This is a genomic window from Nonlabens sp. YIK11 (genome assembly GCF_001413925.1).
Taxonomy (GTDB): Bacteria; Bacteroidota; Bacteroidia; order Flavobacteriales; family Flavobacteriaceae; genus Nonlabens.
Map to the genome: position 1 here is coordinate 2,835,121 of NZ_LBMJ01000001.1, position 16,383 is coordinate 2,851,503.

16 protein-coding genes are annotated in these 16,383 nt (G+C 35.0%); 1 reads left to right on the forward strand and 15 read right to left on the reverse strand.

The annotated features are described in order from the left end of the window. Window positions 1-5 precede the first annotated feature (5 nt). The 11 genes from AAU57_RS12915 to AAU57_RS12965 all read right to left on the reverse strand — a co-directional run bounded on the left by AAU57_RS12915 (window position 6) and on the right by AAU57_RS12965 (window position 11,112). A complete protein-coding gene (locus tag AAU57_RS12915; RefSeq protein ID WP_055413305.1) occupies window positions 6-1,466 on the reverse strand; it encodes a hypothetical protein in 1,461 nt (486 codons plus the stop codon). Window position 1,467: 1 nt separating this feature from the next. After that, on the reverse strand, window positions 1,468-2,580 hold the full coding sequence (locus AAU57_RS12920; RefSeq protein ID WP_055413306.1) for a glycosyltransferase: 1,113 nt from the start codon (window positions 2,578-2,580) through the stop codon (window positions 1,468-1,470). Between the two features lie 38 nt (window positions 2,581-2,618). Further along, entirely contained in the window at window positions 2,619-3,575 is a 957-nt protein-coding gene (locus AAU57_RS12925; protein ID WP_055413307.1) for a glycosyltransferase family 2 protein, read from the reverse strand. Window positions 3,576-3,587: 12 nt separating this feature from the next. Further along, the gene (locus AAU57_RS12930) at window positions 3,588-4,652 is read right to left on the reverse strand and encodes an acyltransferase family protein (RefSeq protein WP_082438632.1); all 1,065 of its coding nucleotides are present in this window, start codon (window positions 4,650-4,652) and stop codon (window positions 3,588-3,590) included. Between the two features lie 14 nt (window positions 4,653-4,666). Beyond that, window positions 4,667-5,449 (reverse strand): glycosyltransferase, encoded by a 783-nt coding sequence (locus AAU57_RS12935; RefSeq protein WP_055413309.1) that lies wholly within the window; start codon window positions 5,447-5,449, stop codon window positions 4,667-4,669. Next, on the reverse strand, window positions 5,449-6,324 hold the full coding sequence (locus AAU57_RS12940; protein ID WP_055413310.1) for a glycosyltransferase family 2 protein: 876 nt from the start codon (window positions 6,322-6,324) through the stop codon (window positions 5,449-5,451). Before AAU57_RS12940 ends, AAU57_RS12935 begins: the two co-directional genes overlap by 1 nt. Before the next feature lies 1 nt (window position 6,325). After that, window positions 6,326-7,177, reverse strand: coding sequence for a glycosyltransferase family 2 protein (locus tag AAU57_RS12945; protein ID WP_197275415.1), 852 nt, complete (start codon window positions 7,175-7,177; stop codon window positions 6,326-6,328). Window positions 7,178-7,382: 205 nt separating this feature from the next. After that, on the reverse strand, window positions 7,383-8,315 hold the full coding sequence (locus AAU57_RS12950) for a glycosyltransferase family 2 protein (RefSeq protein WP_055413312.1): 933 nt from the start codon (window positions 8,313-8,315) through the stop codon (window positions 7,383-7,385). Next, window positions 8,312-9,154, reverse strand: a complete 843-nt coding sequence (locus tag AAU57_RS12955; RefSeq protein ID WP_055413313.1) for a glycosyltransferase family 2 protein — start codon at window positions 9,152-9,154, stop codon at window positions 8,312-8,314. Before AAU57_RS12955 ends, AAU57_RS12950 begins: the two co-directional genes overlap by 4 nt. Window positions 9,155-9,224: 70 nt before the next feature. Next, window positions 9,225-10,082, reverse strand: coding sequence for a glycosyltransferase family 2 protein (locus AAU57_RS12960; RefSeq protein ID WP_055413314.1), 858 nt, complete (start codon window positions 10,080-10,082; stop codon window positions 9,225-9,227). A gap of 76 nt (window positions 10,083-10,158) precedes the next feature. After that, complete coding sequence (locus tag AAU57_RS12965) at window positions 10,159-11,112, reverse strand: glycosyltransferase family 2 protein (RefSeq protein ID WP_055413315.1); 954 nt, start codon at window positions 11,110-11,112, stop codon at window positions 10,159-10,161. A gap of 242 nt (window positions 11,113-11,354) precedes the next feature. Between AAU57_RS12965 and AAU57_RS15210 the strand changes: the two genes are divergently transcribed. Continuing rightward, window positions 11,355-12,173 (forward strand): FkbM family methyltransferase, encoded by an 819-nt coding sequence (locus tag AAU57_RS15210; protein ID WP_197275416.1) that lies wholly within the window; start codon window positions 11,355-11,357, stop codon window positions 12,171-12,173. Between the two features lie 32 nt (window positions 12,174-12,205). Here the strand turns inward: AAU57_RS15210 and AAU57_RS12975 are convergent, their stop codons facing one another. The 4 genes from AAU57_RS12975 to AAU57_RS12990 all read right to left on the reverse strand — a co-directional run bounded on the left by AAU57_RS12975 (window position 12,206) and on the right by AAU57_RS12990 (window position 16,376). Beyond that, window positions 12,206-13,498, reverse strand: a complete 1,293-nt coding sequence (locus AAU57_RS12975; protein WP_055413316.1) for an ABC transporter ATP-binding protein — start codon at window positions 13,496-13,498, stop codon at window positions 12,206-12,208. Beyond that, a complete protein-coding gene (locus tag AAU57_RS12980) occupies window positions 13,495-14,322 on the reverse strand; it encodes a polysaccharide pyruvyl transferase family protein (RefSeq protein ID WP_055413317.1) in 828 nt (275 codons plus the stop codon). The genes AAU57_RS12975 and AAU57_RS12980 overlap by 4 nt, the downstream gene beginning before the upstream one ends. 217 nt (window positions 14,323-14,539) lie before the next feature. Continuing rightward, window positions 14,540-15,484, reverse strand: coding sequence for a glycosyltransferase family 10 domain-containing protein (locus tag AAU57_RS12985; protein WP_055413318.1), 945 nt, complete (start codon window positions 15,482-15,484; stop codon window positions 14,540-14,542). Window positions 15,485-15,521: 37 nt separating this feature from the next. Beyond that, a complete protein-coding gene (locus tag AAU57_RS12990) occupies window positions 15,522-16,376 on the reverse strand; it encodes an ABC transporter permease (RefSeq protein WP_055413319.1) in 855 nt (284 codons plus the stop codon). Between the last annotated feature and the right edge of the window lie 7 nt (window positions 16,377-16,383).

Here is a 16,383-nt window from a genome sequence, read left to right on the forward strand (position 1 = left end):
TCATATTACAAACCAGTAAAAGGATCGAAAATTTCCAATTTCACATTTTTCTCATTGAAAGAACTAATTGCATGAATATCCATAAGTACAGTTGAAAAATCAGGCCTTTGTTTATCCACAAAATAAATGCTGACATCATCAATATAGTTTTTGTAGAATTGATATCCTGTTTTATCTATTACCACCGATTTTCTATTTAACATACTTGCCTCTAGTACGCACCCTGAATAATTGGTTATATGTACTCTACAAGCGTTTAAGGAACTGGCTAATGACCGAGCTGACGGGAGCTCTATTGCATAATTATTTTTCGGCACCTTTTTAGATTCTAAAAATGCATCAATGAGATCTACAGCTACGGTGTTTCTAGGGTGAACTCTTAATATCCATGAGTATCGCTCGCGCTTCATCACTTTGAGCAGCTGCTCAGGAAAAAAATAGGTGATATTTGAGTGATTGATCAATTGAAGAGTGTACAGAAAATCACGGTTTTCACCAAAACTTTTTTTCTCTTGAGTCATAGCTAACCATGGATGACCGACTTTTTTACTAGCATTTGGTTTTTTCAACCATGACTGGATGTTATTCTTAGATCTTTCATCCCAGTTCCAATAGAATTTAGGCATGGTATTAAAGCCATTTGCGGGTATTTTAGTCCAACTACTATATGCCATATGTACATTAGTTTGAGGACCGTGTTGAAAATCAATCGTTTCTATACCTAAGGCGTTTGCTGCAAATAAAGCGGCCGCCATGTCGTCAAAACCATAGTAACTGATTGTCACAAAGCGCTTTGTATTTCTTTTCGTAAAAAGTTCTCTATATACTTTTGAGGTAAATTTGACCTTTTGAGCCCATTTGATTATAGAATGACTTTCTAGATTATTTTCTATATCTATCCAGCCATCGCTTATAAGACGCTCCAGAAACAAATCGTACTGAGGTACGTAAAAGGTCTCAGAAGGTTTTTCATTTATTGAAAGCCAATTTAAGAGTTTTTGCCGTACTCTGTAGCCATTGCGTAGGCGAATGCCATCAATGATGGCAGCTTGATTGTAACATCCTGATGTTGATCCCTGAATTTCAACTATTTCAACCTTCTGTTCTAATTGATTTGATTGAATCATGGCATCAAAGAACTTATGAAACAATGTGCCATTGTAATTAATGCGATAGAGCGCTAGTGTAGCAAAGATGACTGGTTGTCGTCTAGACGATAGAATTGATTTGAGATAATAAAAGAGTTCGCCTAACTTAAGTTTATAGCTACGGAGTCCACCGACCTTATCCTGAGTAATCGTATTTATCTCATCAGCCGAAATGCCTTCTACTTGGTGTATGAGTGCATAATATATTTTAATTCTTAAGTATGGCCACACATGGATGCCATCAATCACCCAAGTGTCTACAGGAAAATCGGACTCAATAGCAATTATATAATCATGAATATCTTGATGGCTTTGCATTTCAGAACGTATTTACCATTTTCGTTTTAGGAAGCGAAATAACAAACCTGATATATGCATCATTTCTTTGATATGTATACGGCTGATTACGAAGACCAGAGATAATGGTCTGCAAGATAAGTTCATTGGCGACTTTCAAAGATAAATATTTGGGTTGTTTCTTACCTAATAATGATTTAATGAGTGACCTGAGAGATTTGGCTTTACTAGACGTTTTAATGGTTATCGAAAGAACACCATCAAATACGCTTTCATTTAGTTGAAAACATAAGGCTGTTAGCTCCTCGTAAGTAGAGTTCAACTCTATTGAGGTTGATGGAGTCCGTAATTGATTATAGAGCTCTTGATCAAAACTGAGGCCCCAATCCATTTTTTGATTGACTTTAATTCTTTTCAGCTTTCGCGAAAGCGAAAAATATTCATGATTTATTTTTTCCAACGAAGAATGGTAGGGTGATGTACTGTTATTTTGCCTATAAGGTTTTGCATGCCATTGGTGCAGCAACAATAATTCGTCAGTATAGTGTGTTGTTTTAATTCCATATTTCGCAAGGCGCTCAAACATATCTGCATCTTCTGCTCCCCAATTGTGGTAGACCTCATCAAAGCCATTGAGATTCATCAAATCGCTAGTATTGAAAATAGCTGTACCCGTCAAACCTCCTACAAAATCAATCTTATAATCTTGGAAGGACTTTTCGTATTTACTTTCTGCTTTTGACAAAAAACCATAAGGAAAATTCACAACCCTAGACATTTCCACAAGCGCTATTGCCTTTTTGATAAATCTTGGGTGGCAAATACAATCCATATCCAGCACCATAAAATAAGGGGTTCTTGACTGCCTTAGCACCAAATTGATGGCTCTGGTTTTATGAAATAGTTGTTGTTGAACTGGACAGAGCTCCAACCGGATGTATGGAAATTTTTCAACTAAAATGCTCAATTCTTTTTGATAGTACAAATCGCTACCATAATCAACGACAACGGCAACTACATTATGAGCCAACTGTATATTTAAATATGTTAAAGTCCTTTTTACTGTAGCGATGCTACGGTTGCGATTGGGAATTACAACAGTAATATCATGCAGCGATGGTTTTGTGTCTTTCATTATTATTCACTAGGCATTTTCGTGCTAATTGAGGCTTATTAAACTCTATACAAAAACTTGAACCGAGTATCTCCTTTTTTGAAAATTTTGAAAAGACCAAAGAAGAATAAAATTCTAATTTTTTTAAATTTCAGATTTGAAGAGTACCATAATTCTTGTTGATTACAAAATGACAAACACAATCTTGCAGCCTCAATATTGCGCTGGGCAAGAGCCATTCTAAAATAGACAAGAATTTTCTTGAGATGATATAATTTTATTTCATCGTCATTTCCTAGCGAAAGAATAGTTTTAAAAGTTTTCAATATCGATTCTAAACCTGTCGTTACATCCTTATTAAAACGGGTGTTTATGGTATTTAAATCTCGCCTATAATAAATCAGGGGCATGTTAACAATCACAAAAGCTGGCTTACTGTGCAAAACTCTGGCATGAAGCTCTCGATCTATAAGCATTTTTAAATCTTCCCTCAAAGGTAGAAAGGTTTTTAGTTTACTCTTTACCCATAGTGGTGCCACCATGCACATTAAAAACTCCCCTAAAATAAATGCCCTAAAAGGATTTTCAAGATTTATAATTGCTTTAGATGATTCATCTTTAAAAAACTCCTTTTTAAAAATACCTGTAAAGCTTTGAACTTTGCAGATAACGAAATCATTGTTGCCAATAGCAGCTATTTTCATTTCTAGATGCCTTGGATGCATGATATCATCACTATCAAAAAACTGTATGTAATGACCTGAAGATATACTGACGCCGTAATTGCGACAGGCGCTAGGACCTTTGGGAAGATGTTTAGGCCTTGAAAACCATTTAAACCTAACGTCTGACGTTACGTAATCATTTAGAAATTGTTTGGTATTATCCTCACTCCCATCATCAATTATGATGCACTCCCAATTTTTATAGGTCTGAACACTTATCGACTCTAAGGTTTCTGCAATGACATGCGCACGATTATAAGTAGGAATGATAATGGATACTAATTGACTCATAAATCCGCAGAATTAGCGAGGCGACAGCCATTTTCTGCGATACACGGAGAACGGCTTGTTCTTTAATTTCAAAGCTCTTTTTTCTATTAAGTGCCACGATAGTATTCCAAATATAATCGATAAGGGTACAGACCAACCTATTAATACCGTAACATTAGGTGCAAAATAATACACCAATAGCTGCTGGATCGGAAAACTATAGATATAGATGCCGTATGATGCATCGCCCCATTTACCAAACTTACTTATTCCACGCACAGTCAAAAAGCCTATCATCAATATTAATGGTGTGAACAGGACATGCTTAAAAAGGTCATAAAGATTGAAATATATAGAAACAACTAGCAGCACAAGTAGTCCCAACATAAAGACCCAACGAACATACTGCTCAAAAACAAAAGTGCCCAGTAAACTGCCTAGCACAAAAAAAGTCCCGAGATTAAGGATGTTGTATCCTACTAAGCCTAGCAGTGAGACTGGCCCTAATTGATTCTTAAAAAACAGATAACCTACCAGCATTAACAAACTAGTAATTAATAAAGTTGTGCGGATCAAAAGCTGATTGCCCTGAACTAAAAAAAAGACCGAAATACATAGATAAAGTGTAAACTCATAACGTATTGTCCACAAAGACCCGTTGATTGCGTGGTAAAAATTGTCGTCAAAAACCCCTGAAACCACACCTTGAAAACCATAGAGCGATAAATTATAAGGTAGATAGGTGAACCAATCCCTATTATGCAAAAGAGGCACATCACCTTCATAAACCAAGGGAACCATCATGACCGATAGTAGCAGCACTACGAACAGGCCTGGAAAAATGCGCAATGCCCGTTTTCTTAAAAACACCCAGATGGATGGACTGCGATCAAAACTTCTATAGATAAAAAATCCGCTAATGACAAAGAATCCATTTAAGCCAATGGCCGCATAATTTGTTTGACCGCCAGTCAACTGTACGATCCACTGGGAAGTTTCGGCTGTACCTGATAGCGGATAGGAATGAGAAATCACTACCAAAATAGCAAAGACAAACCTGAGAAAATCGAAGTTGTTACTACGGTATTGTTGCTGTATGTGGGCGGTTGTTTCTAAAACTTATTCGGTTTTTTAATATAAAACTTTATTACAATCAACAAGCGTTGCAGGGCTTGCCATAGATCTGCAAACATCCTTAAAATAGTCCTGCTGCTGCTCGCAATCCATCCCTTACTAGCAGACCATATCGAGACCTCTTGATGCCATAACTGATAATTACCTACTAGGTCATTTTTGAATCTAAACAGCTCCTGTTTTCTAGTTCGCTTGATCTGATAATTGAAAATAGCAGGTACAAGCTCAATGTCATAACCTGCTTCCAGCACGCGTTTTGACCATTCTTTGTCTTCAAACGTAGCTACATCTTCTCTGAAAGGATGCTTTTGCCATACCGCTTTCGCGAAAGCGGAACCAGAAAAAATCAATCCAGAACGATTGGGATCTTCACTTGCTGTAATGCCATTAATGTACTGTCGATAATCATTGGAATTGTGCAAGCAGCGCAATCCTGCTAGATTAGGGTTTGCGGCAAATCGCTGTTTAATCAGGCTGAAAAAATCATGACTTACAGGATACGAATGCGCACTGAAGATGACCACGATGGGATGGGTGGCCTGAACCGCAGCGAAATTGGCACTACCACCGTAGCTAAAGAGTTCTATAGTTTCAAATCTTGCGCCGTACTTCAAGGTCGTTTGCTTGCTGCCATCAGTACTTAAGTTATCGATCACCACGATCTCGTCAACGTCTGCCGCATATCGATGCGTGAGGTTTCTTAAGAGAAACTCCAGCGCTGGCGCTTGATTTTTGGCTCTGATGACGACGCTCAATTTCATTAGTCTTTCTTTGAAGTGTTATTCCTTGCAACGAGCGAAGTTAACCACCTATAGGGTTTAAGTAAGAGGCGACCCAGTTTGAATTCCGCAGAGTTTTTTATGCTTTTCTCCTTTTCTCTAGCGGTCATTAAGTGGTGAAATTGTACTGAGGTAAAATTCTTGAAATCTGCAATATATAGTTCGGGATGTTTTTGTATGATGTATTTTTTAATGGATTCCTGGTGGTTGCTCACCGTATTTACTAGCATGGATTGCTTTGCTTTTCTATAATAGAATAATACTTCTGGGACAATATGATAAGATTTTCCCGTTGCCTTTAAAATGCGTAGCCAAAATTCCCAGTCTTCAAAACCAGTTTTCATCTGTTCGTCATAACCTCCTACTTGTTCCCAATCAGATTTTCTATAAATAGAAGTCGCTACCAATTGATTTAAGTAGAGCATGTTTTTAATGTCTGCACCTTTTGGCTCGAGTATAAAATAAGTGTTAGAAGGCTTGGACTTAAAAAAACCAGTGTAGCAGGAGATGATCGCCAGTTTTTTATTTTCTATTAATAAAGGTACGAGCTTAGATAGATATACTGGATGTAATACGTCATCTGCATCAAGCGGGAGAATAAGCTGGCCTTTACTAGCTTTAATCCCGGTATTGCGTGCACTAGAAAGACCGCCATTGTGCTTATATACGTATTTAAAACGTGGGTCTTTATTGATCCACTGTTGCGCTACAGCTTCTGTATGATCTTGACTGCCATCATTGACAATGATGCATTCCCAATCGGTGTAGATTTGCTCTAGCACAGACCCTAGGGACTCCGAAAGAAAATGAGCTTGATTGTAGCAGGGAACGATGATGGACACTAATTTTTTTTCCATCTTATACTTTGAACATTCTTATTATGGCTTTTAATGGAGCCAGAAAACTATTACCTAAACGGTAATTCAAACTGGCCTTATGCTTTTCAATATTTTTTGTAAGAATTGAGTTACGCATGATCACCTGTTTGGCAAATGAGTCCAAGTGCTCTTCATAAACATGTCTGTGTTTATGAAATAACTTCATTCTTAACTCAAAATCATGATTTAAACTGGCGGTTTTATCTCTAGATTGTTTTTTTATTCTGTAATTGAACAAAGGCTCTGGAATGATTTCCATTATGTTACCAATAGATAAAATAGACAACCAGAAATCCCAATCTTCGTAACCATTTTTAAAACTCTCATCATAACCATTTACCTCATGCCAATATTCCTTTTTGAACAATGCTGATGCTACTCCATTATTTTTAAGTAAAAAATTAGAAGCTACGCCACCTAATGGTTTTATAATTACCTTGTTAGTCTTCTTAGTCCCAAAACGTTTGTAATAACAGCCTACAACGCTTACATCAATAGATGCTTGAATAACTTGTAGTGCTTTCTCTAAAAAGGTATTTTCAAAATAGTCATCTGCATCAAGTGTCAAGATAAATGCTGTACTTGCTGCATCAATACCACGATTTCTAGCTGCACAAACGCCTTTGTTTTCTTGAAAGATTACATTTACCAAACGATTATTAATACCTTTTAAAATCTTTTGAGTTTTCTCGCCTGACCCATCATCTACGACAATAATCTCATCGGGCACAACGGTTTGGTTTAAAACCGAATCTATTGCCTGCATTATAAAATTACCGTCATTGTAACATGGAATGACTACGGTAACATTGCTGGAGTAATCTTTTGACATCATAGATGATAAAAATAAGGAAAGTGTTGCTTGCTCTCATTAATTGAGAAATATACTTATTTGTAATGTTCTTCCAGGCACAGGTGCTGGTTGATAGAACTGTGTTTCGTAGGGATTTCGATTTCGCAAAAGCAAACATATTATTGTGACATTCCAGTAAGAGTATCACCATGGGAGCATTCAAAAAGCTGATTGTAGAACGGAATTAGGAACGTATATATTTGGTTATTTTGTAACCCTTTTTTGTAAAGTAACCACTCATAATCGCTAATGGATACAATAAGGCTTTTAGGCCTTTAAACCTAAACAATAGGATTGTTGCTCCCACAATATTCTCTGGAATCTTCTTTGAAGTTGAGATTTTGAAGGTAAGCTCAATATAACTGGAGAGCAACCAGTTCAATATTTTTGCAGGTGCTAAATCTTGAAATAATTTTGCAGTTACGTAAAAAGTGTCTGCATTCATTTGATTGTAAACAATCAAATTTTTTTTTGCACTTACAACTATGCCACCATCGTGCACTCTCCTATATGTCAGTATTTTGTTTATTAAAAAACCATTTTCGGTAAGTAACAGTAATTTTATGTTGTACTGGTATTCTGTAGCTTGATCTTTTTTTCCACCTACAAATTCAATTTGATCTGCAAACTCTCTTTTCACCAATAAATCGTTTGTGATCCATGCTGTTTTGAAAGTTGTGAATTGATAGGCACTCAACTTTGCAACTTCTCTATCAATCTCATAAGGTCTTTGTAGCAAGCCAGATTCATCAAAATTTATACAGTCAGCTACGACAAAGTCATATTCACCCTTGAGCATATAATCCATGCTAACTTCTAGGTGGTCTTGAAGCATGATATCATCACTGTCAAAAAACTTTACGTAAGAGCCTTTACTTAACGAATACCCATAATTTCTTGAATAATTGGCTCCCCTTTTGACTGTATCTGGCCTTACCACGTAGCGAAACCTGGAATCTTGTCTGACAAATTCAGAAACGATTTGAGCTGTTGTATCGGTAGAACCATCATCCACGATAATGCATTCAAAATCTTTATAGGTTTGATTTGAAATAGAAGTCAAGGTCTCTTCTATTGTAAATGCCCTATTATATGTGGCGATTATGACTGAAATCATTTTTTAATACGCTTGAAATACGTAAGTGGTTTTAAAGCGATAGTTATAAAGGCATGCCCCAATTTAAAAGAAGTGCTCTCCAACAGTTTCGCGTTGTCACGTTTCAGCATATTATTTTTTTCGATCAGTTCTTTGAAAAAATACTTGCTGTTTTCCTCATAATCTTCGCGATATTTTTCATAAATCTTTAAGCGAAGTTCTAGATCATTTTCAAACGCCCTATAGTTTCTGGAAGTTTTTTGATCTGTATAATGGAAAAGGACTTCTCTTACTACACCAAATGTATAGCCCAATTTTAAAATCCTGATATTGAGATCCCAATCTTCATAACCTAAATCCATATTTTCATCATAACCGCCAGCCTGGATCAGCACTTCTTTTTTAAAAAGCAAACATGACAAGGCACCGTTATTTAACAAACAGGATTTCAAAAATATTTCTGGCGGAATATAGGGAAGCTTTTTCTTGCCGTTGACTATTCTTGTGTAACCGCACATTACCGCGCCGTAAGATTCGTTTTCGGCAAATTTATCGAGTGCCTTTTCTACAAATGTTGGCTCAAAATAATCGTCAGCATCTAAGGTCAATATGTACGTTCCTGTGGATTTTTCAATCCCTGTATTTCTTGCGTGGCACACACCTTGATTTTTTTGATCGATGATGAGGATGCTTTCATTGGCTTTTTGAATTTTATTTAAAATATTTAATGAATCATCAGTTGAGCCATCGTTCACGACAATAATCTCATCAATCTTATGGGACTGACACAGCAAGCTATCAATGGCTTTGCCGATAGTTTCTCCGGCATTATAACATGGAACAATAGCGGTAACAAGCATATTCAAAATTAGAAAATATATTGTGATGTTGAAAAGCTAAAACTCTACTGTAAATAGAAACTAAATACCATTATTTTTTGCGCCACCATTGTCGTTTCTTTTTCAAGAAAAATGCGTAGAAACCAATGGTTTTATTTAGTATACGGAGGGATTTGTTATTAGTGATTAGTATGTCAATGTCAGGATGTAGACTTGACAATAAAGCATTAATTTTATTATAATGAGCATATATCTTTTCAAAGTCCTGATCATAGATGTCAAAATTCTCAATGAAAACTTTTTTCCTTTCTTCTAGGTGTAAATCGGAAAAGTCTGGAGAAGAAGAAATACCACCTTCATAAAAAACAGAAATGATCTCATCTATTTTAAAACACGATACTTTTTCTCTAAGAATGACCTTTATAAAAAATTCCCAATCAGAAACAATTTTTAAATCTGTTCGATATTTACCATATTTTTGAAAGATTTTTGTTTTAATAAAAGTTGAAGGATGGCCTAACCCAATTCTTTTTAAAACTGTGGTAGAAACATCTTGAGCGTAAGAATGCTTGAAACCTGTCTTATCAATTCTATAAACCCATAAATCACCAAAGACTATATCAAAATTATTTTTGAGGTTTATTTCTACTGTTTTGAGTACATCAGGTTTGAAAAGAGCATCTCCACTATTTAGAAAAAGTAAATATTTCCCATTAGATACATCAATACCTTTGTTCATGGCTTCATATATACCTGTGTCTGGCTCACTTATCCAATAACTAAAATTATTTTGATGTTCTGTGATAATATCCTTGCTACCATCGTTGCTATTGCCATCGATAATGATATGTTCATAATCACTAGAGGTCTGTTCTTGAACACTTTTAATAGTACGTTCAAGGCCTATTTTATCGTTGTAATTGACAGTTATGATGGAGACCTGACACATCTAGTATTTATTTATTATCAGTTTAAATATTTTTAGTTAAAAAGTTACAACAAGTTCAATTATATTATAATGCAAGCTACTTACCTTTAAACAGTATTGACAATTTTAACGCTACTCTATTAAAGGGAGAGAATTTAAGATGAAGATACAAAAACCTAGATGGTAAACTCTTAATTATTAAACTTATCCAATAAGTGAAATGACTCATTATAGTATAATTACCTCTTAATCTCCATGTCCATATTCTTTTTAAAAACTGCTCTACTATTTCAATCTTGAAATTTTCTTTAAGCGACCAGAAAAATAAAAATTCATACATTCGAAGAATATTTGGCTTATATAAATTCTTATCGTCAAAAACATTGTTGTTATGGACACCTCTTTTTGCGACAGGATATTCAAGGATACCTGGATAAAGCAAACATTTAAGAGACAAGCGCCAGATAAGTTCGGTATCTTCTGCAACGACCAATTCCTCTCTAAATGGCATAATAGAATCAAAAATACGTTTACGCAATGTTAAACCATCAATAGAAAAATGACCGTTTTCTCCATTTAAAAGGATATGAAATAAATTTTCAGGATCAACATGATAATTTATCGTTACGAGACTCAAATAACGCAACTCATTTGCAGAGGCTTTTCGATAAAAATAGGAACCTATCGCATTATATACTCCGTCACAATTTGTTATTCTACTAAAAATATCAATATCATTTGTAAAACGATTTTCCAAATAAAAATCATCTGCATCTAAAAAGGCTATAAATTCACAAGTCGCTTTTTTAATTCCCAAATTACGACTTGCAGATCTGCCTTTATTTACATTACCCTCATGTTTAAAAATTTTGATTTTGAGGGATGTTTTTCTTAAATGATGCAATTTCTCAGTGGTTCCATCAGTACTACCATCATTTATAATAATTACTTCCCCAACTTCTTTTTGATTAATTGCTGAATTAAGTGCCCTTTCAATATAATCAACGGCATTATAAACTGGGATTATTACAGATACTTTTTGATGTGTCATTTATTATAAGCTAATTCTGAGCTATATCATTTTCAAAGAGTTCGATTTTTTCACACCGCTTGATCTCTAATTTCTGCTCTTGAAAATTCAACAATATTAGTTTAAAAACTAAAAATAATTTGCCTGTTGTACTTATGATTTGAACATGGCAATATACTAAAGCAAGAATATAAAATTAATTAATTGCTTACTTCTATCTTTACAATAAAGTAGGATTCACTAAAACATTAAAAGAATACTTCATGCTTATTAAATGGATTAAAAAACAACTCATCACGATAATCAAAAAAAATATTAATGCGAGGCATTTTTATTTTACAGGTATGATGGAGAAAGAATATATCCTGACTTTCATAAATGATTTACATCCCTATCGTACTAATCACAAATTAATAAGAATGGGAGCTTCTGGTGATGGTGGCTATTTAGTTCCCAACGACCTTGAAGGGATTGACGCATGTTTTTCTCCTGGAGTTGATCAAGTTTCAGAATTCGAATTAGAATGTTATAACAGAGGTATGAAAATTTTTATGGCAGATGCCTCTGTTGATGTACCAAATTTTAAGGGTAATGCGGCACAATTTTCCTTCTTGAAAAAATTTATAGGAGTTGCTAACGGAGATAACTATATTACAATGGATGATTGGGTAAATAGTTGTAAGGTCAATCCAGAATCTGACTTGCTTCTCCAAATGGATATTGAAGGCGGTGAATATGCCGCTTTAATTAATATGAGCCGATCATTAATCAATAGATGCCGGATTATTGTTCTTGAAGTTCATTCGCTGAATCATCTTTGGGATAATGTCGGTTTCAAGTATATAACAGAACCGATATATCGTATCTTAGAAAGTCATTATTGTGTACATGCACATCCAAATAATTGTTGTGGCACATTAGAATTTGACGGGTTAACCATACCACGTGTAATGGAGTTTACATTTTTGAGAAAAGATCGAGTTGACTCAAAAGAATATGAAACCTTATACCCAAATCCACTTGACTCAGATAATACTTCTAGAAATCACATAGTTCTACCAAAAGAATGGTTTTCTAGTTGAACTAAATTTTACAAAACTCAATAATCTTAAACTTATTGAACAATCAATTCTTCCCATTGCAATAATTTATACAATATACCAGGTCTATTTTCTGAGTAAGCCTTGTTAAGAACAAGGTCTCTTTCTATTTCTATTTTTATGCCTACTGCATTATCGTATATAATCCAATAATTATTATGCACTGCTACCAGTGGTTTGATAAAGTACATCCCTTTTTTTAGAAAATTCTGAGGTACAATTGCTTTGTGAAAATAAATTCCCGGTTTATAGTCTTGCAGCTTTAAATATGAATCGTCCTGAAAACTTCTAAACAGTAAAACATCCATTGAGCTATCAATCAAATCAAAACCGATCCGTAATCCTTCAATTTTCTTTAATATTTGAAATTCAAAATGAATTTCAAATGGCAAAGATGAATTGTATGATTCAATGTCATGATCTTGTTGAAATGTTTCAAATTTAATTAGCTTAAAATTAGGATCAGTTTGTGAATTAATGAATTCGACAACTGATGTGTCCTTTAAAAGTTTTGTATTTGAAGCTAAATAATTTTTAATTGCTATGTTAGGCTTGCCATCAAAGCTAATTTTTCCATTTTCTAAGATTAGGCATCTAGAGCATAACTGGAGTATACTTCCCATATTATGGCTAACAAACAATACAGTTCTACCTCCAGTTCTTGAAATATCCTGCATCTTCCCTATTGCCTTTTTTTGAAACTCTGCGTCACCTACCGCGAGTACTTCATCGACTACAAGAATGTCTGGTTCCAAAAAAGCTGCAACAGCAAAACCTAAACGTACACCCATACCACTGGAATAACGCTTTACTGGCGTATCTATATACATCAGACAACCAGAAAAATCGATGATCTCGTCAATCTTACTCGCTATCTCTTCCTTCCTCATTCCCAGAATGGCTCCATTTAGATAAATATTTTCCCTACCCGTTAATTCTGGGTGCATTCCAGTACCAACTTCCAGCAAGCTCGCCATGCGACCGCCTACTTTAATCCTACCAGAAGTTGGACTGGTTACTCTAGAAAAGATTTTTAACAAAGTAGATTTACCCGCACCATTATTTCCAATGATTCCGATTATATCTCCACGTTTTACCTCAAAATTGATATCTTTCAACGCCCACACATAATCAGAACTTGCAGAAGCATTACGATCATTAACTGCACCTATCTTTGAGTATGGATCTTCCTTGCCCCTCAATCGTGCCCATGTTCTATTTAAATCATGAACCAATGATCCTGTACCTACAAGACCTAGACGGTATTGTTTAGAGATATTTTCGACCTTTAAGATGGTATCGCTCATTGTTCTTGTTTTTTGAAAGGACATACTGCCTTCAGGTCGTTCTGTAGCATTTCTATTTTCATTTTTTGTGGCAGTCTACTCTCATGTTGATCTACTATATTGGTCCAGTAGTTTATATTTTTAGGCTCTTTAACCACATCTGCCGTATAGATTTTCAAATTTACAGAAAGAAAATAATCTTGATATTTAACTCCATCACCATAAATGTTATCAGAAAAACGTACTTGGATTGCTGGAATTCCATATGCATGTGGCACTATAATACCATGTAATGATGATGATAGAATTTTCTTACAAGAAACTATTTCTTTAGTGGTCTGCTCTATATCATTGGTCATAAAATCAATCACTTTGATTTCAGGGAGGAATTGAAACATTTGTAAAACCACTTTATAATCGTTGATATGTGGAATGATGCCCAATTCCCATAACCTCTCTACTTTAGGGTCATAGTGTAATGGCAGTAAAAGTGCGGGATCGCCATAAACTTCTGGGCAATCATAGCCTAGTTCAAGGATACGCTTTCGCGAAAGCGGACCTCTTACTGCCGTAAAAGTTGCCCTTGCAATTTGTGCATCCCGATGGCTCACACCGCTACCCCAAACAATACAATGATTGCCTATGTGTTCCAAAATACTGCCGATAGTCACATAGACAGGTCGCCACAAATTTTTGATGTAAAACCTATTAGCTCTCAACCATATCACTTTTTTATTGGTTATTTTTTCAACTATATATTTCCCTAGGAGATCTCCATAATTTTCAAAATCCTTTTTTTGAATGTATCGCTCACTCCACCAATACAGCCTTATATCCTTATTCATAACGCTAATGAAAATTTTATAACAAAGGTACTAGTATCCATTTTAGGGTTCCTACACTCGCTGAAGCGGAAGCCTATACTAGAAATAGTAACTAAAAAACTTTTTTCATTCATAGATTTTACAAACATGGTCTATCCTGTAGTATTCGATTTCTTATAAACTAACCTATCAAGATTCTTAGTATGGTAATAATTGCTTGCCACAAAAAAACTACCTGCTATTGTGATTTAAAATTTAATCTACGTTTGAGTCCATTATATTTTCGTTCTACATAGTATCGAAAATTTTTCTTGATTTTGTACTGCTTTTTTTTGACGGTTTCATCCTCAATACAAGTAGTGATAAAGTTTAAAAGCCTGCTGGCATCAAAGAAATCTGGGGCTTGATTATTCACAAAAACTGGTTGAGAAATCTTCTTCTTAAAAAGCGTGTCATTTGTATCCAATTCTAAAATGTCAACTATGAGATCCTCAGCATTTTTGTACTCATCAAAGTTTAAAAATCGTTTAGAGTTAAATGTTTTGGCAACATCAGGATCACCGCTGTAGATTGGAATAGCGTCACTAAGTAGTGCATCTGTCAATTTTTCTGTAGTATAGCCGGTGGCTCTTTGATTTTCAAATGCAAAAACAAACTTATGGTTCTTGCAAAACTCTAGCTTGTCAGCAACTGGGCCACCTATATTATTTCTGAAACGACCTCCAGAATTTACTTTTTTGATAGTATTTAATTTTTCAAAAAAGTCATTTCGTACATGAGCGCTAGGATTGGAAACTACAGTACAACAAAATTCACTTTTGACTTCTAAAATTTGATGCGCTTCTTCCATACTCTTTTGTTTTAGCAAAAGATGAAGGCTATTTGCTTCTAAAACCCTAATCACATAATTAGGCAACTGGTATTGCTTTATGGAAGGAAGGTTTTCAAAACTTATAGAGTAATCACAAGCATTAAAGTTGGTTTTCCAATTCTCTCCTGTATAAAATAATTTAGTGCAGTTGTATTGCAAATGTTTATTACCAAATCCTGAAAAAATGAGTAAATCCGGCGAGTCTGTAATTACCAATCGGTAGCGAGTGCTTAAAAGATGAAAAAAAAAGTTATTTGTTTTGTCAAAATCCTTCCATAAATCAACAAAATCAATTTTCAATTCTTCTTTCATATTCTCTTAAGCTTTATTTATTCATCACGGAGGTTGACTAGACCGTATCAATAAAAGTCTTCTCTGTCTTATTAAAGACAATCAATCCTAAAAAGAAGATGATTATCCCTAAGACTAGTCCAGTATAGATGCCCGTCCAGTGAATCTCCAGACTATTGAACCACAAACTGCGATAGCTCTCTATGACGTGAGCAATGGGATTCCATTCTACGGCCCAGTAATACTCTTTTAATTTATCCTGTGCAGCTTCCAATGAATACATTACTGCGCTTAGATATAACAGTAGGTTTAATCCAAAGCCTATCAATACATTCAAGTCCCGATATTTTGTGGTCAAGGCGGAAAGGATTAGTCCAGATCCCATGCCTAACAAGATGATGTTAAGTAATATTACTAGTATCAAAGGCAAGCCTACACTAGGTAGGATATCCATCCCATTATAATAATAGTACACATAGAAAATGATCAGTATGATCAATTGAATACCAAATTTGAATAAGCCTGAAAGTACGCGCGAAGCTGGTGCAATGAAACGTGGAAAATATACTTTACCAAATAACCCTGCATTTGAAGTGAATGCAGAACTAGATACGCTCAACACTTCCTTGAAGTAACTCCATAAGGTTAGTCCCGTTAAGTTAAAAAGAAAGTTGGGGATCGCACCATTGTCTATACCAGCCACCTCATTAAACACCAGGGTAAAAACCACGCTGGTAAACAACGGCTGGATCAGGAACCATAGGGGTCCCAAGATGGTTTGTTTATATGCTGTAGTAATATCTCTTTTAACAAATAGTACTAGTAAATCCCTATATCGCCATATCTCCTTTAGATTGAGGTCAATCAACTTCCCTTTAGGCTTGATTTCGTATAACCACTTTTCTTCATTCATAAATTGT